General features: G+C 60.2%; 20 protein-coding genes and 1 pseudogene. 13 read left to right on the top strand and 8 right to left on the bottom strand.

The genetic code is table 11. The annotated features are described in order from the left end of the window. Positions 1–98: 98 nt before the first annotated feature. On the bottom strand, positions 99–1,988 hold the full coding sequence (locus VCJ09_RS05130) for an ABCB family ABC transporter ATP-binding protein/permease (RefSeq protein ID WP_324733402.1): 1,890 nt from the start codon (positions 1,986–1,988) through the stop codon (positions 99–101). A gap of 169 nt (positions 1,989–2,157) precedes the next feature. Beyond that, positions 2,158–3,150 carry a DMT family transporter gene (locus tag VCJ09_RS05125; protein ID WP_324733401.1) on the bottom strand — a complete coding sequence of 331 codons (993 nt, stop codon included), beginning with the start codon at positions 3,148–3,150 and terminating at the stop codon, positions 2,158–2,160. A 104-nt stretch (positions 3,151–3,254) separates the two neighbouring features. Between VCJ09_RS05125 and VCJ09_RS05120 the strand changes: the two genes are divergently transcribed. Continuing rightward, positions 3,255–4,154, top strand: coding sequence for a LysR substrate-binding domain-containing protein (locus tag VCJ09_RS05120; RefSeq protein WP_324733400.1), 900 nt, complete (start codon positions 3,255–3,257; stop codon positions 4,152–4,154). 277 nt (positions 4,155–4,431) lie between these two features. Here VCJ09_RS05120 and VCJ09_RS05115 read toward each other — a convergent pair whose 3' ends face one another. The 4 genes from VCJ09_RS05115 to VCJ09_RS05100 form a co-directional block, all read right to left on the bottom strand. Then, positions 4,432–4,836 (bottom strand): hypothetical protein, encoded by a 405-nt coding sequence (locus VCJ09_RS05115; protein ID WP_324733399.1) that lies wholly within the window; start codon positions 4,834–4,836, stop codon positions 4,432–4,434. A 105-nt stretch (positions 4,837–4,941) separates the two neighbouring features. Next, complete coding sequence (locus VCJ09_RS05110) at positions 4,942–5,589, bottom strand: peptidase M15 (protein ID WP_324733398.1); 648 nt, start codon at positions 5,587–5,589, stop codon at positions 4,942–4,944. Between the two features lie 164 nt (positions 5,590–5,753). Further along, positions 5,754–6,890, bottom strand: coding sequence for a hypothetical protein (locus VCJ09_RS05105; protein ID WP_324733397.1), 1,137 nt, complete (start codon positions 6,888–6,890; stop codon positions 5,754–5,756). Between the two features lie 73 nt (positions 6,891–6,963). Then, positions 6,964–8,019, bottom strand: a complete 1,056-nt coding sequence (locus VCJ09_RS05100; RefSeq protein WP_324733396.1) for a hypothetical protein — start codon at positions 8,017–8,019, stop codon at positions 6,964–6,966. A 136-nt stretch (positions 8,020–8,155) separates the two neighbouring features. Here VCJ09_RS05100 and VCJ09_RS05095 point away from each other — a divergent pair, with 136 nt between their 5' ends. After that, the gene (locus VCJ09_RS05095; protein ID WP_324730628.1) at positions 8,156–9,184 is read left to right on the top strand and encodes an IS30 family transposase; all 1,029 of its coding nucleotides are present in this window, start codon (positions 8,156–8,158) and stop codon (positions 9,182–9,184) included. On the opposite strand, the gene VCJ09_RS05090 is transcribed toward VCJ09_RS05095, so the two are convergent. Beyond that, positions 9,096–9,566, bottom strand: coding sequence for a hypothetical protein (locus tag VCJ09_RS05090; RefSeq protein ID WP_324733395.1), 471 nt, complete (start codon positions 9,564–9,566; stop codon positions 9,096–9,098). The genes VCJ09_RS05095 and VCJ09_RS05090 overlap by 89 nt on opposite strands. A gap of 680 nt (positions 9,567–10,246) precedes the next feature. Then, entirely contained in the window at positions 10,247–10,756 is a 510-nt protein-coding gene (locus VCJ09_RS05085) for a ProQ/FinO family protein (RefSeq protein ID WP_324733394.1), read from the bottom strand. 381 nt (positions 10,757–11,137) lie between these two features. Between VCJ09_RS05085 and VCJ09_RS05080 the strand changes: the two genes are divergently transcribed. From VCJ09_RS05080 to VCJ09_RS05030, 11 genes and pseudogenes are all read left to right on the top strand, one after another. After that, on the top strand, positions 11,138–12,214 hold the full coding sequence (locus VCJ09_RS05080) for a proline racemase family protein (RefSeq protein WP_324733393.1): 1,077 nt from the start codon (positions 11,138–11,140) through the stop codon (positions 12,212–12,214). Continuing rightward, entirely contained in the window at positions 12,211–13,332 is a 1,122-nt protein-coding gene (locus tag VCJ09_RS05075; protein ID WP_324733392.1) for an NAD(P)/FAD-dependent oxidoreductase, read from the top strand. The genes VCJ09_RS05080 and VCJ09_RS05075 overlap by 4 nt, the downstream gene beginning before the upstream one ends. Continuing rightward, on the top strand, positions 13,329–13,565 hold the full coding sequence (locus tag VCJ09_RS05070; protein ID WP_324733391.1) for a (2Fe-2S)-binding protein: 237 nt from the start codon (positions 13,329–13,331) through the stop codon (positions 13,563–13,565). Before VCJ09_RS05075 ends, VCJ09_RS05070 begins: the two co-directional genes overlap by 4 nt. Further along, positions 13,562–14,788: pseudogene (locus VCJ09_RS05065) on the top strand (FAD-dependent oxidoreductase); the annotation flags it as partial. The gene VCJ09_RS05070 and the pseudogene VCJ09_RS05065, both read left to right, overlap by 4 nt. 123 nt (positions 14,789–14,911) lie before the next feature. Further along, positions 14,912–15,661 carry an AraC family transcriptional regulator gene (locus tag VCJ09_RS05060; RefSeq protein WP_324733390.1) on the top strand — a complete coding sequence of 250 codons (750 nt, stop codon included), beginning with the start codon at positions 14,912–14,914 and terminating at the stop codon, positions 15,659–15,661. Positions 15,662–16,160: 499 nt separating this feature from the next. Next, the gene (locus VCJ09_RS05055) at positions 16,161–16,976 is read left to right on the top strand and encodes an ABC transporter substrate-binding protein (protein ID WP_324733389.1); all 816 of its coding nucleotides are present in this window, start codon (positions 16,161–16,163) and stop codon (positions 16,974–16,976) included. 284 nt (positions 16,977–17,260) lie between these two features. After that, a complete protein-coding gene (gene lhpI / locus VCJ09_RS05050; protein ID WP_324733388.1) occupies positions 17,261–19,042 on the top strand; it encodes a cis-3-hydroxy-L-proline dehydratase in 1,782 nt (593 codons plus the stop codon). Then, complete coding sequence (locus VCJ09_RS05045) at positions 19,035–19,700, top strand: amino acid ABC transporter permease (protein WP_079200867.1); 666 nt, start codon at positions 19,035–19,037, stop codon at positions 19,698–19,700. The genes lhpI and VCJ09_RS05045 overlap by 8 nt, the downstream gene beginning before the upstream one ends. Before the next feature lie 13 nt (positions 19,701–19,713). Beyond that, positions 19,714–20,364 (top strand): amino acid ABC transporter permease, encoded by a 651-nt coding sequence (locus VCJ09_RS05040; RefSeq protein WP_324733387.1) that lies wholly within the window; start codon positions 19,714–19,716, stop codon positions 20,362–20,364. Next, the gene (locus VCJ09_RS05035) at positions 20,357–21,079 is read left to right on the top strand and encodes an amino acid ABC transporter ATP-binding protein (protein ID WP_324733386.1); all 723 of its coding nucleotides are present in this window, start codon (positions 20,357–20,359) and stop codon (positions 21,077–21,079) included. Before VCJ09_RS05040 ends, VCJ09_RS05035 begins: the two co-directional genes overlap by 8 nt. 9 nt (positions 21,080–21,088) lie before the next feature. After that, positions 21,089–22,126, top strand: a complete 1,038-nt coding sequence (locus tag VCJ09_RS05030) for a trans-3-hydroxy-L-proline dehydratase (RefSeq protein WP_324733385.1) — start codon at positions 21,089–21,091, stop codon at positions 22,124–22,126. The last annotated feature ends 43 nt before the right edge of the window (positions 22,127–22,169 follow it).

The following is a 22,169-nucleotide window of genomic DNA, read 5'->3' as shown; positions in this document are numbered from 1 at the left end:
GCTGGCACCGACGAGCGCGCTAGCGCCGCCGCTGGTAATAGCCAAGCAGTTCTGCATGGCCCAGGACATGCCCGTTCATCGCCCGTTTCAGCGCCGCCTTAGCGCGGAGGCTCGGGCCGCGGCGATGGCTGCGCTGCCGGCTCTTGCTGCTGCAGCGTCCACATCTGCGCGTAGCTGCCGTCGAGCGCGAGCAACTCGCGGTGGCTGCCGCTTTCGATGATGCGCCCGGCGTCCAGCACCAGGATGCGGTCGGCCTCCATCACCGTGGACAGGCGATGGGCGATCACCAGGGTGGTGCGGCCGACCTGGATGCGTTCGAGCGCGGCCTGGATGGCCTTCTCCGACTTGGAATCCAGCGCCGAGGTGGCCTCGTCGAAAATCAGGATGGCCGGGTTTTTCAGCAAGGCCCGGGCGATCGCCACGCGCTGCTTCTCGCCGCCGGACAGCTTGAGGCCGCGTTCGCCGACTTGGGTCTGGTAACCATCCGGCAGGCCCAGGATGAACTCGTGGATATGCGCGGCGCGGGCGGCGGCTTCGACCTCGTCACGGCAGGCCTCGGGACGGCCATAGCTGATGTTGTAATAGATGCTCTCGTTGAACAGCACGGTGTCCTGCGGAACGATGGCGATGGCCGCGCGCAGCGAGGCCTGGGTCAACTCGCGCAGATCCAAGCCGTCGATACGGATATGCCCGGAGTCGACGTCGTAGAAGCGGTACAGCAGCCGCGCCAGGGTCGACTTGCCCGAGCCGGAATGACCGACCACCGCCACCGTGCCGCCGGGCGGGACTTCGAGGCTCACGCCATGCAGAATCTCGCGGCGCGGGTCATAGCCGAAATGCACCTGCTCGAAGCTCAGCCGCGGACGGCTGGTCAGCAGCGGCTGGGCGGTCGGCGCGTCTTGCACATCCTGACGCTGGTCGAGCAGACCGAACAGCCGCTCCATATTGGTCAGCGCCTGCTTCACCTGGCGGTACATCATGCCCAGCACGAACAACGGGGCCGACAGCTGCAACAGGTAGGCGTTGACCAGCACCAGATCGCCGATGCTCAGCTCGCCGGCCACCACTCCCGCGGCAGCCCGCCACATCATGGCGCTGACGCCGACGGCGATCACCGTGGACTGCCCGAGATTGAGCAAGGCCAACGACTGGGTCGCCTTGACCTTGGCGTTCTCCAGGTGGCGCAGGTTCTGGTCGTAGCGCCCGGCCTCGTGCGCCTCGTTGTTGAAATACTTGACCGTCTCGTAGTTGAGCAGCGAGTCCACCGCGCGCTCGTTGGCGTGGGTATCGGCCTCCACCGCGGCGCGGTAGAAGCGCGTACGCCACTCGGTCACCGCCAGGGTCCATAGACTGTAGGCCAACAGTGTGCCCAGGGTGATGAAGGCGAAACCCCAGTCATAGGCCCAGACCAGCACCGCCGTCACCAGCAGCACCTCGAGCAGGGTCGGCACTATGCTGTAGAGCGTCCAGTCGAGCAGTTCGGAAATCGCGCTGCCGCCGCGTTCCACATCACGGGCCACGCCACCGGTACGGCGATCGAGGTGGAACTTCAAGCTGAGGCCGAGCAGGTGGCCGAATACTTTCAGGGTGACCTGGCGCGAGGTCCGCGCCATCACGCGGGCGAACACCACCTGGCGCAGTTCGTTGAACAGGGTGACGCCGATGCGCGCCGCGCCGTACGCCAGCAGCAGGCCGACCGGCAGCAGCACCAGGCTGGGTTCGACATTCAGCCCATCAACGATCTGCTTGAGGGCGACCGGCACATAGAGGTTGACCAGCTTGGCGGCGACGATCAGCACCAGCGCCAAGGCGATGCGGCCGACGTAGGGCCGCAGGTAGGGCAGCAGCTCGGCGAGCACCCTGAAGTCGCCGCGGGCACCGGCCGCGCGGGCAACCGCGGCGGTGGGTCCACTGTCCGAGGTGTCGCTCGCGGCAGGCTCGGGCGAGCGGGTTGGCGACGCCGCTGGCTGCTGGTCGGGAATGCTCATGGGGCCACCTGCCCGGCCAAGCCGGTTGGCCCCAGGCCCATGGCCGCGCCAATCCGCGGTCCGCCACCGCTCGACTGCTGCATCAGCGCCCTCCTACCTTGATCAGAGCCGTCACCACGACCTTACTCCACTTGTCTCCGCTGCTGTTGCGCAAGGTCGGTGCCGCCCCCTAGCGGCCCGATGAGGCGAGTACGGCCGTGGCCTGCTTGGCACCTTGAGCGCAAGCACCCTCAGCAACAGGCTCCTGCTGCTGGGGCGAGCTAGTGCGCCGCGCCACTAGCAACACCCCCGCCAGCACCAAGCCGGCCCCGGCCAATTGCGCCAGAGAAACCGGCTCGGCGAGCAACAGCCAACCGAAGAAAATCGTCAGCATCGGGCCCAATGTGCCGATCAGCACGGTACGCGCCGCACCGATGCGTTGCACCGCGGCGGACTGCCAGAACACCGGCAATACCGTGGAAAACAGGGCCATAGCCGCCGCATACAGGTAAACCGGTGCGGGCAGGATCAGGGCGGAAAAGGGCTGGCTAATCAGAAAATGGATCTGCGTCGCCAGGGTCGAAACGATAATCCCCAGTGCGGCAAAGCGGATCGAGCCGATACGCCGAATGGCGATCTCGGCGCCAGCGCTGTACAGCGCATAGGACAGCGCCGAGCCGAAGACGAAGGCCGCGCCGATCAGCACGGCATCGATGTCCCTCGCTACCTGCAGGTCGTGGGCAAACGCCAGGCCGATGCCCGCGTATGACAGCAGCAGTGCGCCTATTTGCCGCCGCTCCAGGCGTTTGCCCATAAACAGCACACCGATCAGCACGGTCAGGGTCGGGTAGATAAACAGAATCAAGCGTTCGAGCGCGGCAGAGATGTACTGCAGGCCCACGAAGTCGAGGATGCTGGCGCCGTAGTAACCGAGCAGCCCCAGCACCAGTAACAGGCCCCAGTCCTTGCGCGTGAGCGGTGGCGCGGAGCGGAAAAACGACAGGCTGACCCACAGCACTATTGGCAAGGCGATGGTCATGCGCAGGGTCAACAGGGTGATGGCATCCACGGGCGCCAGCGCATAGGCCAACTTGACGAAAATCGCCTTAAACGAAAAACCGAATGCCGCCAGAATCGCAAACACGATGCCCCAGCGTTCGGCCGACCAGGTTTTCCACGCCATAGCAGGTATATCCCAAAGAGTTGTCCTGAGCCGAATGATCGCGGGTGTAGAATCGCCGTTAAATTGGCTTTTTCGCAACGTAGCGTTCGGATTTAACCAAGCCTATGCACTATGACCTGACCGACCTCCGGCTCTTTGTCGCGATTGCCGAAGCGCAGAACCTCACCCGTGGCGCCGAGCGCGTGCATCTGGCGGCGTCTTCGGCCAGTCACCGCATCCGCCTGCTGGAAGACTCGATCGGCACCCCGCTGCTGGTTCGCCAGCCCCGCGGCGTCAGCCTGACCCGCGCCGGCGACGTGCTGCTACGCCATGCGCGCCAGGTGTTCGCCCAACTCGAACAGATGCATGCCGACCTCACGCCCTATGCCCAAGGCGTGCGCGGCCACGTCAGCCTGTGGGCCAACACCCACGCGACCCATGCCTTTCTACCGGACAGCCTGGCGGCCTTCCTGCGGCGTCACCCGCAAGTCAGTATTTCCCTGGAAGAGCACACCAGCCCCGAAGTCGTCCTGGCGGTGGCGCGCGGCGAGGTGGAGGTCGGCGTCGTGGCGGATTCGCTTGCCGGCGCCGACGTGGAACTGATTCCCTACCGCGCCGACCGCCTGGTGCTGATCGCCCCTGCGGATCACCCGCTGGCCCAACGGCCCAGCACGGCCTTTGCCGAGGTATTGGATTACCCCTTCGTGATGCTGCATTCCGGCTCGGCCATTCATACCTTCACCATGAACGCGGCCGCCGCGCTCGGCCGACACCTCGAGGTGCGCATTCAGGTGCGCAGTTTCGAGGCCGTATGCCGGATGGTCAGCGCCGGTGTTGGCCTGGGGCTGGTGCCGCGCAGCGCCATCGCCGGTGACACGCCGCGCTTGCCGCTGGCCGTTGTCGAACTGGAAGAGCCCTGGGCCCAGCGCGACCTGAAGGTCTGCGTGCGCAAGCGCGAGCTGTTGTCGCGATTTGCGGCTGACCTGGTCGACTGCCTGACCGGCAGCGATAGTGAGCTGGCGTAACGCTCCAGCTGTTTTGGTCGAAGGCCTTGGCGGTTGATTGGACGTGGGGGCTATCGGCGGGCACTGGCGCCGAGTATCTACCGATAAACAGATCAATTGGTCTTCTCGCCGATGGTCTGTTTAAGGCCGGCTGCGGCCGGTCATTACAGGCCGAAGTCGCCCCTTTCCTGCCGGTCGTGACAGGCAGGAATCGGCCAAAAGCAGACGTTAGAGTAGAGAAATAAATCTGTCCCCTTTTCTCATTGCTCACTACTTGTCGCATGGATAATGCCCACCCTCAAATCTTTAATTCAGGGTCTTCTAATTGCGCAAAATGTACTTTTTTAAATAGTGGAGCGCCGTACTTAATTTTTCGCCGCCATTCAGAAATTTCATTATTGGCCTGCGATGTTCCGAGGCCACCAATACTGATTGAGCAGGTGCTCAAGCCGGAAGTTGTTAGCCGTAAAAGTTGTATTCTTCCAATCTTTCGGGTTTTCTCAAGCCACCCCTTTTCATTGAGCCAATAGTTTACGGCGCTTGGACTCATAAGTTTAGTTAACACATCACGGCGCATTTCTTTTTTTGATAAATTTCCAACATCACCTTGAGCAATATAAAGCGCAGAAATTGTCCGAGAACGGTCTGTGCCCGCGAACGGATTTCCATAATCACCAGGAGCGTAGAACTCGATGCCTGACATAAGTATCTCCAAGAGTATTTGAAATTTATTAATATGTAAGGAAAACTGATTACTTAGCCTAAGCTTCTCACAGCCAGTAATTTTGAATAAAAATGAAAATAACAATTATTTTAGGCTGGTAACCCATGGCGTTATCAGCGTGCTACGCTGATGCTGGTTAAGGCAGGCACTTCCATTTTTTACCAAAGCTTTCTTATCCCCCGTATGTGGATTAGCAACGTATGTTTTGATTGATTTTTTTACTGCTGGATTGGCCCGCCAACCAAGATTGAAGGCAGCAAGTTTTGGAAACCAATACTGGCTACTGTAGGGCAGGTTGTCGTGAATCCACCAAGCAAGTGGTGTCCAATCACCGGTTTTCTCGTACCAAGGTAGCAGGGCGGGTACTGCGATGCAGGCGGTTGCGCCAATATACCCATCACTGTCAGGGCAATCCCATATGTGTTTGGCATAGTTATTAGGGTTGGCCGCACAATTGTATTGATTCCCTTTCTCCGCACCTTTGGCGTTGATTTCCTGGCTCCGATAGGCCGAGCGAATAGCAATACGACCGAAACGGGCCTGCAAGGGCTCAAGCAGTAGTTCGCAGAGCTGTTTTCCTGCGGCAATAGCTATTTCAGGCTGCTCGGGAATATTGGCAATACCTTCGATCTGACTAATTTCTGAGTAGAGAAAATCCCGCATAAAAAAACTTTCCGAGAGGCGCACCCGGCCGAGATCTTCAAGTGCTTTCACAGTAGTTGGGCTGTTCATTCAGCAATATCCTTATCATGTAAAATTTAAGGTGGACTCATACCCACTAACTCCTAGAATCCTAGTCAGCTACTGGTTTACAGTTGGTATCGAAGGCTTCTATCTGATCCTGACTACACGAGAAAGCATCAGATCTCCTCGCAGTGATAGATTAAACCGCCGAATCAAGGCTGGACGGTTTCCACTCGATCCCGACTAATGTAGATCAAGCCAACACTGTTCTTTCGACACTCTTCGACAAGTAATGTCACAGGTGCAACAGGTAAACCACCAGATCGCCCGTCGACACCCATAAACATAGTTTTTACACGGGTTCCCTTGCGCGCGCTTGCGGCTCCGTCACGCCAACGAACCAGCTTATGGATATCGTTTAGGTAAGCCTGCATCACTGCTTTGTCACCTTTCTTATCTAGCGCAGCGCCTGCTTTCACTTCAAAAATAGTATCAATGTGGGCGAGTTTGTGTGCGTCGTTAGATTGGCGCATGTCACCGCCCCTGTATAAGTTGAAACGCCCATCAAAACCTTCACTGAATACGACAAGATCCGGTCGTTCCTGCATGCGACTGCCTGCAGGCGCAGCAAATGAAAAATAGGTCTCAAGTGAGAGCTGCTCTGCTCCAAACCCGGCATCGCGTAAGCGGTGATAAAGGCGTGCGGTAGTATTGGCCTCGTGCCCAGTCACTGCAAGGCACTCACGGGCCAACTGGTCCAACTTAAAGGCCTTGCTCTCGAGCTCAAAGGCACTTTTCGGTTTGCAGTTATTGGCTATCTTTTTTGCAATTGGGGCCTGAGTTAGCTTCTGCTTAGGTCTAGAGACATAGAAGAAATCCTCTCCTTGACAGTAGTAAGCGAACGAAAGGCCATGAGAGTTGCTTTGCGCGGAGATCAGTTCAATTCTGTGCGGTGAAATCGCACGACCAAGCTCCGCCATATCTACACAGAAAAACCAGCACTCAATGCCCTTTGCAGCATCATCACGGAGTTTCGCCATGTCGGCGCAGTACCCATTGGCATCTATCTCGACTTTTAAGGCGTTTCGATAGCCATAAGCTCCTCCTTTGACCTCCACTGCAGCTACAGGAATGCTTTGCGTGGTAGCAAAGTCCCCCTCAAAGCCATCGCCGAAAAGCACGATGTCTACGCGATTACCAGAGAGGGCTTGCTCACGGGCAATACGCTGCGATGAGATACCCGATTTAACCAATTGATGATGAATAATTGCGTGGACTACATCTTCTTTTCCGCAAAACAGGCCGGAGTCAGAAAAAACGTTGGCAAGAAGCATATTGGTGATATTCATTTATCTCTCCGCCTAGAAATATTCACTACACGATTTATACAGGGCCATACTGCAACTAAGGCACAGCCATAGTTTATTTAATTGCCATCCTGAGGCAATATGCCCGCATATCGTCACTATCCTGCTCGGCCGCCTCTTTCATTTTCATGAACGGATTTTTTTTGAACCACGGGGCAGTTAATCGAAGGCCATCAAAAATCGACTCTGACTCACCCGATCTGAAACCAATAAGTGTTTTTATACGCTCGAAGAAATTTGAAATCTGACCATTTTCACCTATCCAATATATTCTTCTAAGCCAGCTAAGCGCGACCGTATCAAGCGGTATTAATATTGGACCACATTCTTCACCTGGAACCAGAAGCATAGGCATCAATTTTGTATTGTCAGGAGATGGGTAAATGATGATCCAAGCATAACTTTCGGCCACACCCCCATACACGAATGGATGGGATGAAAGTGGACCTATAGGCTTTTGCGCGCACTCATCCCATGTATCCCACCCAGCATCCGGTATAGGGCCGCTATTTTTATGCCGTTCCAATGACTTTCGAGCCAAATCTTCAATATCTTGTGCGCTGCGCTTAATGTCGATTTCTGTTTCATAAAATGCATATCCACAGCCAATATAAGTATGTGGAATATGAAAAAAACTATCATCCACCGAGCATCCGCAAACAAACCATCCACCCATCCAAATGTCTACCGGCTTCATTTTGCTAGTAACGGGTATCTCCCAGTAGGCGCGTGATGTATCCATTGCAGATGCCAACTCAGCGCTTCTTGCGGCATTTTCAAACGCAATAGGTTCTTCATCTGAATAAACTTTAAGAGGTCTAATAGGTATATCAATCTCAGGATACATCTCCCTCAAGTGATTCCCCGCCTCCATAGAATCTGTACCGTATGGACTGTAATCGCTTGGAAAATAGTTGTGATATCGGGTCTCAACATCCCAATGCGGCCACCTGCATGCCCCCCCTGATTCGGCATGTTTGGCTTTAAGTTCAGCCGTTTCTTTGAATAAGGCAAATAATCCAAACTCATTATCTACTCGATCAACAATACCCTGTAGGGTGGCCTGAACCTGCCATACATCATTGCGAACGTCTGCATTTGCTGGATGCAAGGACATTCCGACCATTAGACGATTTGCCAAAGTGGATACACTGACACCATAAACGCTAGCGATGCCTTGAAGTAGATTACGGGGCGGCCGCGGAAACTGAGTGCAACACCTGACCTTTCCGGTAAGGTGCGGCCCAATGGAATATCACGAACTCAGCATTGAAGAGCGCGCCACGATTCAAGTGGGTCGGTTGCATGGCATGAGCCAGCAAGCAATTGCCCAAGCACTTGGTCGCAACCGCTCCACGATCAGTCGTGAACTGCGACGTAACACCGGCTCCAACGGCATCTATCACGCACCTACGGCCCAGGGGCATATGCGTCAACGTCGAGAGGCGTGTCGCCCGCAAAAGAAGCTAGTGCCGGGCAGCGAACTGCTTGAGTTGGTGGTGGAGTTGCTGCGAAAAAACTTCTCTCCCGAACAGATTGCCGGCAAGCTGCGCAGCATGGATATTCCCAGTTTTGAAGATGCTTACGTTTGCCGCGAGACGATCTACAGCGCGGTCTATGCCCTGCCTGTGGGCGAGCTGCGCAAGGAGCTGATCCAGTGCCTGCGCCAGGGCAAGAGTACGCGTAGGCCGCGTGCAGGGGGCGTTGATCGGCGCAACCAGATCCCGGAGATGGTGAGCATCCATCTGCGTCCGCCAGAGATTGAAGACCGCTTGATGCCGGGGCACTGGGAAGGTGATCTGATCAAAGGCAAGGCCAACGCCTCTGCTGTGGGCACGCTGAACGAGCGCAGTAGCAATTACCTGATGCTGATCAAGATGAACGATGCAACGGCAACTTCGGCGGTTGAGGGTTTCAGTGCGGCCCTCAACCGGATGCCGCTGGCTGTGCGCAAGAGCATGACCTACGACCAGGGCAGGGAAATGACCCGGCATGCTGAGATCACCCAGAAAACAGGGGTGGCAATCTACTTCTGCGACCCGCACAGCCCCTGGCAGCGCGGCAGCAACGAGAACATCAATGGCCTGATTCGCCAGTATCTGCCCAAGGGCACGGACTTGTCTGTATGTAGCCAGGAACAGCTGGATGCCATCGCTTATGAGTTGAACATTCGTCCACGTAAGCGCTTCAACTGGAAGTGCCCAATTGAGGTGATGTCAGAGATGATGGAAAAAGCGATGACGATGCAACATGATGCGCCCGCTTCAATTCAATAACCGTGTTGCACTCAGCTCCTGCAACCGCCCGGTATTTATTCGCATTTAGACGTAAACGTACTTTTTCAGGGGAGGTCGCTGGTGGCAACATCATCCGATGAAGCTCCTTTGTGTAGCCCCCCTCACCTCCGAGCCCACAATCAGTACAGAATTTCCCCAAACTAGTTGCTTGGGCTTTCAGAGCCTTCTTCAATGTTGGATATTCACTATGCAGATTCCGAGCGATGACTAACTCATCACCACGCGGCAGGTTTCCGCTTCCTAAACTGCGCAAAGCGGACCATGCATCCTTGCCGTCTGCCTGCCAGGCTCTGTTTTCTGCTTGAATGCGATCAAGAACATTCGTGACTACAATTTCAGCCCTACGTTCTTTAGTATCCATATCCGCCAGAACCTCCTTAGTGGTGTTTAATTCGCTTCTGCCGATGCCCGAGCGTGATCACTTCGCCATCTAAACTTAGTACAGCGTAGGTGTTCAGTAGAGCGCCTAGGTCGCTCACGACTTGCGGGCCCACTTCTTTAGCGAGGCGGCGGCGAGCGGAATGATCGAAGTAGCGAATGCAGCCGCCATGATGGTCATACTCTTCTGCACCATAAGCTTGCAGCCACTCAATGATCTGGTGTGGTATGGCTCGCTGCTGTGCTCGAACCATTCCGTGCCTAGTCAAGTTAGACCTATCCATTTTCCGGCTCCAGACATCCGCATTTCGTTTGTGTGTCCGCAGTATCCTCCACACAGTATTTCTGTGTAATCCCTCAAATTTGTTGGCTTGCATGCTGTCTTTGGGGAAGTTAATGTCTTTTTTTGGGGAAGATTAATGCCTGGAAAAATCGAACGACCATCACTCGCCCAATCCGCATGACAGTCACGATTTTGACCGTATACCCACAACTATTACGTTAAGAAGGCAGCGACTTTAGAACGGTTAAACGTCAGCTATTGGCCGGCAGCGGGCACATCTGACAGGTGGTACCGGCCACTTGCTGCTCTTCGAACCGCCTCACCATCGCCTCGCGCACCTTGTCAGTGATTGGGCGACTCGGTGCCGAGCGCGAGTGATTTTAATCCACAATATGTTCCACAGCGGTATCGACGGCCTTGTCCTGTATACGCTCTTTCGGCTTTGTCTGATTACGTCGTGCTTGTCCGCGCTGCCGCTTAGCCTGCTGCTTCGCATGCAGCGTCTGAGCCGCCGTCACCATGCCAACTGCCTGGCCGCTCAAGTCCAAGCGCGGCGCATTCTCCGTCATGCTTGCCCAGTATCGACTTCCTCGGCACCAGGTAGCGATGCCCTGTTTGAGCTGTTCGCTGGATATTCCGAGCAGCTCCAGGTGTTGCTCGGCATCCTTGAAAATGCCCTCCTTTAGCGGAACCTTGGGGGCCGGATTGACCGGGAAGGCCAATGGAAAGTGCTTCTGCAATCGCCAGATCGCTTCCACCGCAGGATCTTGCTCGCGAGGCTTCGTCTGCGGAGAAGGCTTCCGCATACGCTGCTTCGTACTATCAGTTTTTACCTGCACTTTTTCGGCCCGCAGGCGGTCGCGTAGCTCAGCTAGTTGTTCAAAACCCATCGTTCAGTTCGCAGCTTCATGGTTGATTCGTGGTGCAAGGTTATCCCATGCAGTCTTTTGACACAGCCTAATCAAGAGTCGGCATGATTAAGGCAAGTGAGCGCGACATCCCAGTTGCTCGCCAACGAGCAATGGAGCGGCGGGGTATGTAGCGGCTTTGGACTGATTAAGGATAAGGGGCTGCTTTTGGCCGTTACCTGCCTTTCACCTGCCAACCACCCCATGCTTTGCCAGCAGAAAGCCCGCCCAGTCTGCCTTATCAGCCCCTCCCGCTCCGCCACCACTATGCCGTTTTCGTCATCTCCCTCCAGGAAATCCCTCAAGCCGCCAGCGCCCTGAACGGCCACTCTTGCACTGACCTTTCCAGTGCAGGAGGCAGCCATGCAACGCATCCGCGTCATCGACTCACACACCGGCGGTGAACCGACCCGCCTGGTGATCGACGGTTTTCCGGACCTGGGCCACGGCAGCATGAGCGAGCGCCGCCAGCTACTGGCCGAACGCTTCGACGACTGGCGCGCCGCCAGCATGCTCGAACCGCGCGGCAGCGACGTACTGGTCGGCGCGCTGCTGTGCGCGCCAGTGGACCCCAGCGCCAGTGCCGGGGTGATCTTCTTCAACAACAGCGGCTATCTGGGCATGTGCGGCCACGGCACCATCGGCCTGATAATTTCCCTCGCTCACCTCGGCCGCATCCAGCCCGGCCTGCACCGCATCGAAACCCCGGTCGGCACGGTCGAGGCCACCCTGCATGAGGATCGTTCGGTCAGCGTGCGCAACGTGCCCGCCTACCGCTACCGTCAGGCGGTCACCTTGGAAGTGCCCGGCCTGGGCCGGGTCAGCGGCGATATCGCCTGGGGCGGCAATTGGTTCTTCCTGATTGGCGAACACGGCCAGCGCATTGCTGGCGATAACCTCGAAACGCTGACCGCCTATTGCTGGGCCGTGCGTCAGGCGCTGGGGCAACACGGTATCCGCGGCGAGGATGGCGGCGAGATCGACCACATCGAGCTGTTTGCCGATCCCGAAACGCCGATCGGCTCGCAGCCAAGCGTCGCGAGCGAAGAGGAGGCAAGGCAAGAGCAGGCGAAAAAGCGCAGTTTACAAGGCGTAAATGAGCATTTTGAGCCTGCTCTTAACGCAGCATCATCGAGCGCAGCAGCTTCACTGCGAGCCGACAGCCGCAACTTCGTGCTGTGTCCGGGCAAGGCCTATGACCGTTCGCCCTGCGGCACCGGCACCAGCGCCAAGCTGGCCTGCCTGGCCGCCGACGACAAACTGCAGCCCGGTCAGTTGTGGCGCCAGGCCAGCGTGATCGGCAGCCAGTTCGAGGCCAGCTATGAGTGGCAGGCAGACGGGCGCATCGTCCCGACCATTCGCGGTCGCGCCCACCTCAGCGCCGAGGCCACCCTGCTGCTGGAGGACGACGATCCCTTCGCCTGGGGCATTCGTCCATGAATGCCGACATCATCGTCGTCGGTGCCGGCATAGTCGGCAGCGCCTGCGCCCATGAGTTCGCCCGCCGCGGCCTCGACGTACTGGTGCTGGACAGCCAGCGCGGCGGCGCCACGGCGGTCGGCATGGGCCATCTGGTGGCGATGGACGACAACCCGGCGGAACTGGCTCTGAGCCGCTACTCCATCGAGCTGTGGCGGCAGTGGGCGCCGCAACTCGATGCGGGCTGCGCCTACCGCAATTGCGGCACCCTGTGGCTGGCCGCCAACCGCGAGGAGTTGCAGGCCGCCGAACACAAACGGGAAACCCTCAGCGCCCAGGGCATCACCTGCCAGATGCTCGATGCAAACGCCCTGCGCCAAGCCGAGCCGATGCTGCGCAAGGGTCTACTCGGCGCGCTGAAAGTCGGCGGCGACAGCATCCTCTACGCGCCGAATGCCGCGCACTGGCTGCTGCAACAGGGCGGCGTACGCATCACCCGACGCCAGGAGCAGGTCAGCGAGGTCGACGGCAACCGCGTGCGCCTGGTCGATGGCCGCTGGCTCACGGCCGAGGCCGTGGTGCTGGCCAACGGCATCCACGCCACCGAGCTGTGCCCCGAGTTGCCGATCCGGCCGAAGAAGGGTCATCTGCTGATCACCGACCGCTACCCCGGACGCATCCAGCATCAACTGGTCGAACTCGGCTACGCCGCCAGCGCCCACGCCAGCACAGGCACTTCGGTGGCCTTCAATGCGCAGCCACGGCCGACCGGACAGATCTTCCTCGGCTCGTCGCGCCAGTTCGACAGCCTCGACCCGGCCGTGGAAGGCCCGGTACTGGCGCGCATGTTGCGCCGCGCCCTGGATTACCTGCCGGGGCTGGCCGAGCTGAATGCCATCCGCAGCTGGACCGGTTTTCGCGCCGCCACCCCGGACGGCCTGCCACTGCTCGGCGAGCATCCGCAGCAGCCCGGTCTGTGGCTAGCGGTCGGCCACGAAGGGCTGGGCGTCACCACGGCGCCGGGCAGCGCCCAATTGCTCGCCGCGCAACTGTTCAAGGAACCCGCGGCCATCGACCCTACCCCTTATCTACCGAGACGCTTTCTGCCGGCGCCCCGGCCCATGGAGCACAGTGCATGATCGAACTCAGCCTCGATGGCCTTCCGCTGCGTGTCGAAGAGGGCAGCACAGTAGCCGCCGCCCTCTATCTGGGTGGCGACGGCAGCAGCCGCACCTCGGTCGGCGGTCAGCGCCGCGCCCCTGTATGCGGCATGGGCATCTGCCAGGAGTGCCGGGTCAGCATCGACGGCCAGCGCCGCCTGGCCTGCCAAACCCTGTGCCAACCCGGCATGTGCGTGGAGACCCACGCATGAGCGAAGATTTCGACCTGCTGATCATCGGCGCCGGGCCCGCCGGCATGGCCGCCGCCCTGGCTGCAGCCCCCAGTGGCCTGCGCATTGGCGTCATCGACGACAACCCACTCCCCGGCGGGCAGATCTGGCGCGACGGCGTGCAGGCCCAGCTGCCCGCCAATGCCCGACGCCATCGCGCGGCACTGGCGGCGGCGCGCAATATCCAAGTGTTCAGTTCGACCCGGGTGGTCGCCATCGCCGGGCCGCAGCAGTTGCTCCTGGAAGATGCCGAACGCGCCTGGCGCGTGCGCTACGCCAAGTTGATGCTCTGCACCGGCGCGCGTGAGTTGCTGCTGCCCTTCCCCGGCTGGACCTTGCCCGGCGTCACTGGCGCCGGCGGCCTGCAGGCGCTGATCAAAGGTGGCGTACCGGTGGCCGGTGAGCGGCTGGTGATCGCCGGCAGCGGCCCACTGTTGCTGGCCAGCGCCGCCAGTGCCAAGCAGGCCGGCGCACAAGTGCTGCGCATCGCCGAACAGGCGCCCGCGATTGCCTTGGCCGGGTTCGCCCTGAGCCTGGGGCAATGGCCGAGCAAGCTGCTGCAGGCCTTGCAGTTGTTCGATGCCCGCTACCGCAGCAACAGCCATGTACTGGCCGCGCTCGGCGAGGAACGTCTGGGAGCTGTGCGCCTGCTGCAGAACGGTAAAGTGCTGGAGATCCCCTGCGAGCGCCTGGCCTGTGGTTTCGGTTTGCTGCCCAACATCCAGTTGGGCCAGGCCCTGGGCTGCCGCATCGCCGGGCAGGCCATCGCCGTCGATCAATGGCAAGCCTGCAGCCTCAGCGATCACTACGCGGCGGGTGAATGCACCGGCTTCGGCGGCAGCGAACTGGCCCTGATCGAAGGCGCCATCGCCGGTCACAGCGCCATCGGCGAACAGGCCAAAGCCCGCGCGCTGTGGCCACAGCGCCAGCATTGGCAAGCCTTCGCCGACCGTCTCGGGCGCAGCTTCGTCCTCGATCCGCGACTCAAGCAACTGGCTGCGCCGGACACCCTGGTCTGCCGCTGCGAGGATGTGCCCTATGCCGCACTCGCCGGGCGCGACGACTGGGTCGACGCCAAATTGCGCAGCCGTTGCGGCATGGGTGCCTGCCAGGGGCGGATCTGTGGCGGCGCGACGCAATTCTTGTTCGACTGGCCGGCCCCGGCGCCGCGCCCGCCGTTCTCCCCAGCGCGCTGTGAGACCCTGCTGCACCTGGCCGACGAATCCGAACCGGCGCCGACCCCCACTCCAGGCAAAGTCGCGACGCTTCCCAGCGCCGTGCAGACCGACTTAGAGTAGAGGGCTTCCCGTCTCGCCTGGATTCCTTGCATGCTGCCCCTGCCGCTGCCCACCCCGCGCGATCTGCCCGAGCTGCTGGGCAGCCTGCAACAGATCACGCCCCTGCTGGATGCCATGCCCGGCGTGGTGTTCTTCATCAAGGACACCGCCGCCCGCTATGTGCTGGTCAACCAGACCCTGAGCCAGCGCTGTGCGGTAAACAACCACCATGAGTTGCTGGGCCAGACCGCCGAGCAGGTGTTTCCCTCACGCTTCGGCCCGCTCTACACCGAGCAGGATCGTCGGGTACTGGAGGGCGGCGGGCAGCTCAGCGACCAATTGGAGTTACACCTGTACCCCGGCCGTCAGCCGGGTTGGTGCCTGACCCATAAGCTGGCGCTGCGTGACCTGCATGGCATGATCATCGGCATGGCCGGCATCTCCTACGACCTGCAGGCCCCGCAAGCCAGCCACCCGGCCTATCAGCAACTGGCCGCCGTCGACGCGCATATCCGCCAGCACTTCGCCCAGCCCATCAGCCTCAAAGACCTCACCGCCATCACCGGCCTGTCCGTCGCCCAGCTGGAGCGCCACTGCAAACGCATCTTCCAGCTCACCCCACGGCAGATGATCCACAAGGCGCGCCTGGGCGCGGCCTCGCAGTTGCTGGCCGATCACCTGCCGATCACCGACATCGCCCTGCGCTGCGGCTACACCGATCACAGCGCCTTCAGCCGTCAGTTCAAGGCCCTCACCGGGCTGTCTCCCAGTCAGTACCGCGAGCGTCTGCGCGCCGCTTAGCAAGCAGCAGAACAACTACTGCGCTCGGCTATGCGGCGTTGCAACAGAGCGAAGCGAGTCAATCAGCCTCACCAAAGCGCAGCGTTGCGGCCGTTTCGCCTTGTGCCCCACAGGGATGTGGGAAATGCCGTACCCCTAGGGAACGGGTACGGCCCTAGCCTTCGCTCGCTACATGTTTCAATGACTTGCCCAGGCTGTTACCTCGATTCGTAGCCTAAACGCACATCCCTGGGGCGCGCTGCTCCCTTAGGTGACACCCCGTCCCAGCGCGGGCTGTCTGCGGGCTGGGCGGCGCGGCTCAGCAAGAAAACCTCACGAATACGCCCTGTGCCCGCCCTCAGCGGCTCGCGCGGCCCGACAGCGCCGTTTATTACCTGCCCACCCGCACCCGATCGGCTCTTGGCACAGCCAATGCATATAAAATATCGTATACGAAATCATTGATACGAAAGACACAGCACCCTTTAATTGCTCGACCCCACCACTCCACGAGGCCCCTATGAAAAATCCAACAACTGCCGTAGCCCTCACCGTTGCTCTTAGCGCGTCCCTGATTGGCCAAGCCCAGGCCGACAAACTCGACGACATCATCCAATCGGGCAAACTGCGCTGCGCCGTGACCCTGGACTTCCCACCCATGGGCTTTCGCGATGAAGGTAACAACCCCGCCGGTTTTGACGTCGACTATTGCGCTGACCTGGCGAAAGTCCTTGGGGTAACCCCTGAAGTGGTCGAAACACCGTTCCCGGACCGGATTCCCGCGCTGATCTCAGGCCGGGCCGACGTTATCGTCGCCTCAACCTCCGACACCCTAGAACGCGCAAAAACTGTGGCGATGACCGTGCCCTACTTTGCCTTCCAGATGGTCGTACTGACCCGAGAAGACAGTGGCATTGAGAAATACGCAGACCTCAAGGGTCGCCCAGTGGGTAACACCAGTGGCACCTTCGAGGCTATCGCGCTGGAAAAAGACGTCAAAAGCTGGGGCAATGACGCCAGCTTCCGCGCTTACCAAAGCCAGAACGACACCATCCTCGCCGTTACTCAGGGTCACATCGATGCCTCTGTCGTGACCAACACAGTGGCGGCCTCGACCCTCAAGTCAGGCAAATACAAAGGCCTCAAAGTGGCCGGCAATGCGCCCTACACCATCGACTACGTGTCCCTGGCGGCCAAGCGCAACGAGTACGGTCTGATCAACTACCTCAACCTCTTCGTCAATCAACAGGTCCGTTCAGGCCGCTATGCCGAGCTGTACCAGAAGTGGATCGGCGGCGCTCCGGTGGAGCTGACGGTTCCAGGCGTTTACTACTAACAGGTCGTTGAAAAATGTAGCGAGCGAAGGCTAGGCAAGGCGAAAACGGCCGCAACACAGCGAAGCGGAGTAACGGCCGGAGGCTGGCCCGCAGGGTGAGCGTAGCGAATCAAAAGCGCAGTTTACGTGGTGTAAATGAGCATTTTGAGACGCCGCGTCCCGGGCCGCTTTCAACGCCGCATAGCCGAGCGCAGTAGTTTTTCAACGGCCTGCTAGCCCCGCGCGCCACACATCCATCCACTGGTTAACGCACGGTCGCCAACCCGGCCGTGCGGGAGTTACACATGCCTGAATTCGCAGTAACGGCACGCAGCCTGGTTGCAGGCAATGCACAAGGCGAATTGCTCTATGCCGACGTCGGCTTGAGCTTCTGGGGCGGCGTCGATCCCTTTAGCGGCGAGGTGATCGATCGCCACCATCCACTCAGCGGCCAGGTAATTGCGGGACGTGTGCTGGCCATCCCCAGTGGCCGCGGCTCCTGCACCGGCAGCAGCGTACTCCTGGAACTGATTCTCAACGGTCATGCACCGGCCGCACTGGTCGTGGCGCACCCCGAAGAAATTCTCAGCCTGGGCGTGCTGATCGCCCAGACCTTGTTTGACTGTGGCCTGCCGGTCGTCTGCATCGGCCCTGAAGCCTTTTCCCGGCTGCATGACTGCGCATTTGTCCGCGTTGCAGATGATCGGGTTAGCGCCTTCAGCCAGAGCCCTGCGGATAACTGGCAAGCGACCACGCCAGATACCCGCGCCACACAGTGGGCCACTGGCCCAATTGCCCTGAACGACAGTGACCGCGACTTGCTCACGGGCAAACACGGCAAGGCCGCCCAGGTCGCCATGCAGATCGTCTTGCAAATGGCCGAGCTACAGGGCGCCGACGAATTGATCGATATCAGCCAGGCGCACATCGATGGCTGCATCTATACCGGTCCGGCCAGCCTGCGCTTTGCCGAACAATTGCTTTCCTGGGGGGCCGCCGTCAAAGTCCCGACCACGCTCAACTCGATCTCGGTCGACCAGCGTCTCTGGCGCCAGCAAGGCATCGATCCGGCATTCGGCGAACCCGCCAGCCAGCTCGGTGAGGCGTATATGGCAATGGGTGCGCAACTGAGTTACACCTGCGCACCGTACCTGCTCGACAGCGCGCCGCAGGCCAATGAACAAGTGGTCTGGGCTGAATCCAACGCCGTGGTGTATGCCAACAGCGTACTCGGCGCCCGGACGCAGAAATACCCGGACTATCTGGATATCTGCATCGCCCTGACCGGTCGCGCACCACTCACCGGCTGTCATCTGGATGCCGGGCGCTTGGCCACTTTGCTAATTGACGTAGCGCCGCTCGGCCCACTCGATGATGCGTTCTATCCACTGCTCGGTTATCACGTCGGCGCGTTGTCGGGCAGCCAGATCCCCGTGCTCAACGGGCTGCAGAACGCGGCGCCTACGCGGGACGACTTAAAGGCCTTTGGCGCCGCGTTTGCGACCACCTCCGGCGCCCCGATGTTCCACATCGCCGGGGTTACCCCAGAAGCCGCCAGCATAGAGCAGGCGCTGGCCGGCCTCCCGCCCCAGCACATTGCAACAGTCAGCGCAGCCGGCTTGCTCGATAGTTGGAACGAACTCAACAGTGCGCCGTCTCCGCAGCTGGGCCTGGTAGCCCTAGGCAATCCGCACTTCTCTTTGAGCGAGTTCGCCGCCTTGGCCGCATTGTGTGAGGGCCGCAGCAAACACCCCGACGTCGCCCTGGTGATCACCTGCGGACGGCATGTGCAGCAACAAGCCAGCGCGGCTGGCTACCTGGCGACGCTCGATGTGTTTGGCGCACAACTGGTGACCGATACCTGCTGGTGCATGCTCGGCGAGCCGGTGCTCCCGGTCAGCACCACCAGCCTGATGACCAACTCAGGCAAATACGCCCACTACGCCCCAGGCCTGGTCGGGCGCACAGTGCATTTCGGCAGCCTGGCGGCCTGCGTCGAAGCGGCCTGTCGAGGATTTGTCAGCGGCGAACTTCCCGCCTGGTTGAGCCAGGCCCATCAGCCAAGGGAAAAATTGAGCGATGTTTGACTATAACTTTCACTGGCGCTCGGCTTTAAAAGCACTTCCTGACATGCTCGGCGGTGCTTGGGTAACCTTTGAGACGGCCGCGTTATCGATGGTCTTTGGCGTGCTGATCGCGCTGCTGTTAACCGTCATGCGGCAGAGCCAGAACCCGCTGGCGCGGGGTGTTTCCGGGGCCTGGGTCTCGGTTGCCCGGAACACCCCATCGTTGTTTCAGATCTACCTGTTGTACTTCGGCCTCGGCTCGTTCGGCCTGCACATCAGCTCATGGGCCGCACTGCTGGCCGGGATCACGTTCAACAACGCCGGCTACCTGGCAGAGAATTTTCGTGGCGGGCTCAAGGCCGTTCCCGATACCCAGATGCGCGCGGCCCGTTCACTGGGCATGAGCGCATTCAAAGCCTACCGGTTGATCATCGTCCCGCAGCTACTGCGCATTGTGTTCTACCCCCTGACCAATCAGATGGTCTGGGCCGTGCTGATGACCTCGCTGGGGGTCATCGTCGGCCTCAACAACGACCTCACCGGGGTGACCCAGGACTACAACGTAAAGACCTTCCGCACCTTTGAGTATTTCGCGCTCGCGGCAGTGCTTTATTACCTGATTGCCAAAGCCATCGTAATGGTCGCCCGCCTACTCGGCTGGCGCCTGTTCCGCTACTAAGAGGGCAATGGCCATGTTGACTACCAGCCTCACCTCAACCGATCTGCTGTTCATGCTCCAGGGTGCCTGGACCACTATTCTGCTTACCCTCTGGTCGATGCTGCTGGGCACATTCGGCGGGGTTATCTGTGGCCTGCTGCGCGCCACGTTGCCGCGTGCAACCCTGCCGATGGCCTGGGTGCTGGATATCTTCCGCAGTGTGCCGCTGCTGATCCAGTTCGTGCTGTTCAACTCGCTGAAAAGCATCGTCGGCCTCGACTGGAGTGCGTTCACCGTTGCCTGCGTAGTGCTCGGCGTATACGCCACGGCCTATTGCACGGAAGTCGTGCGCAGCGGTGTCCTCGCGGTCTCGCCCAATGTCCGCCGCGCCAGCCGCTCGCTGGGGTTGAGCTATTGGCAAGACCTGCGCTACATCGTCATGCCGATGGCCACCCGCGTGGCGTTTCCGGGCTGGCTGAACCTGACCCTGTCGGTGATGAAAGACACCGCCTTGGTCATGTGGATTGGCATCATCGAACTGCTGCGTTCCTCACAAACCATCGTCACACGCATCCAAGAACCGCTGCTGGTCCTGTGCATCGCAGGGCTTATCTACTACTTCATCAGCCTGGTTGTGGCCCGCTTGGGTAATCAACTGGAGAAAAGGTGGCAGGAAAATGATTGAGATCGAAAGCGTACACAAATCCTTCGGCGACCTGGATGTGATCAAGGGTGTCAGCCTGACCGTCGAAAAAGGCGAAGTGGTGTCGATCATCGGTGGCTCGGGCTCGGGTAAGTCGACCCTGCTGATGTGCATCAATGGCCTTGAATCGATTCACCGGGGCAGCATTCGGGTCGACGGTGTCGAGGTGCATGACAAAGCCACCGACCTCAACCAGCTACGCCAGAAGATCGGCATCGTATTCCAGCAGTGGAACGCCTTCCCGCACCTGACCGTACTGGAAAACGTCATGCTGGCGCCGCGCAAAGTGCGTGGCCAAAGCCGCGCCGAGGCAGAAGACATAGCGGTCAAGCAACTCACCCATGTTGGCCTCGCTGACAAGCTCAAGGTGTTCCCGGGCAAGCTCTCCGGCGGTCAGCAGCAACGCATGGCCATCGCCCGCGCCCTGGCCATGTCACCGGATTACATGCTGTTCGATGAGGCCACCTCGGCGCTCGACCCGCAGCTGGTCGGCGAGGTGCTGGACACCATGCGCCTGCTCGCCGAAGACGGCATGACCATGGTCCTGGTAACCCACGAGATCAGTTTCGCCCGCGAAGTGTCCGACCGCGTGGCGTTCTTCCGTGATGGTCTGGTGCATGAAATCGGCACACCCGAGCAAGTGCTCGGCAACCCGCAGCGTGCGGAAACCGCCGACTTCCTCAAGTCCGTGCTCTAGGAGTCTGCCATGCGTTCTTCGAAGGTTATCCATGTGGTCAGCTGTCACGCCGAGGGCGAGGTCGGCGATGTGATAGTCGGTGGCGTGGCCCCACCGCCCGGCGACACGGTCTGGGCGCAATCACGCTGGATCGCCGAAGACCAGACCTTGCGCAACTTCATGCTCAACGAGCCACGCGGCGGGGTATTTCGCCACGTCAATCTGCTGCTGCCAGCCAAGGATCCACGGGCGCAGATGGCCTGGATCATCATGGAGCCGGCCGACACCCCGCCAATGTCCGGCTCCAACTCGTTGTGCGTGGCCACCGTGCTATTGGAAACCGGCATCCTGCCGATGAGCGAGCCAGAAACCCGCCTGGTGCTGGAAGCCCCCGGCGGCCTGATCGAAGCCGTCGCGCAATGTCGCGATGGCAAGGTCGAGCGCGTCGAGGTACGTAACCTGCCCTCCTTCGCCGACCAGTTGGATGCCTGGATCGAGGTGGAAGGCCTCGGCTCGCTGCAGGTGGACACCGCCTATGGCGGCGACAGCTTCGTGATCGCCGACGCCCACGCCCTGGGCTTTGCCCTCAGCGCCGACGAAGCCGCCGACCTAGCCGCCTGCGGGCTGAAAATCACCCGTGCGGCCAATCAGCAGCTGGGCTTCGTCCACCCGCTGAACCCGGACTGGGCGCACATCTCCTTCTGTCAGCTGGCCGCCCCCGTGACCCGCGAGAACGGCATCGCCAACGCGGCTAACGCGGTGGTGATCCGCCCCGGCAAGGTCGACCGTTCGCCCACCGGCACCGGCTGCTCGGCACGCATGGCGGTGCTGCACGCCAAGGGCCAGTTGCAGGTCGGCGAGCGCTTTATCGGCCGTTCGATCATCGGTTCCGAGTTCCACTGCCATATCGATAGCCTCTGCGAGGTGGCCGGGCGCCCGGCGATCATTCCCTGCCTGTCCGGCCGGGCCTGGATCACCGGCACTCACCAGCACCTGCTCGACCCGCGCGATCCCTGGCCGCAAGGCTACCGACTGTCCGATACCTGGCCGGTCGAGACTTCAACCTAAGCGCCAGCGCCCGCCGCACTGTCGGCGGGCATGGGCTGCAGCG

It is taken from the genome of Pseudomonas paeninsulae, from assembly GCF_035621475.1.
Taxonomy (GTDB): Bacteria; Pseudomonadota; Gammaproteobacteria; order Pseudomonadales; family Pseudomonadaceae; genus Aquipseudomonas; species Aquipseudomonas paeninsulae.
The sequence above is the reverse complement of the archived record's forward strand: the minus strand, read 5'-3'. Positions and strand labels throughout refer to the sequence as shown.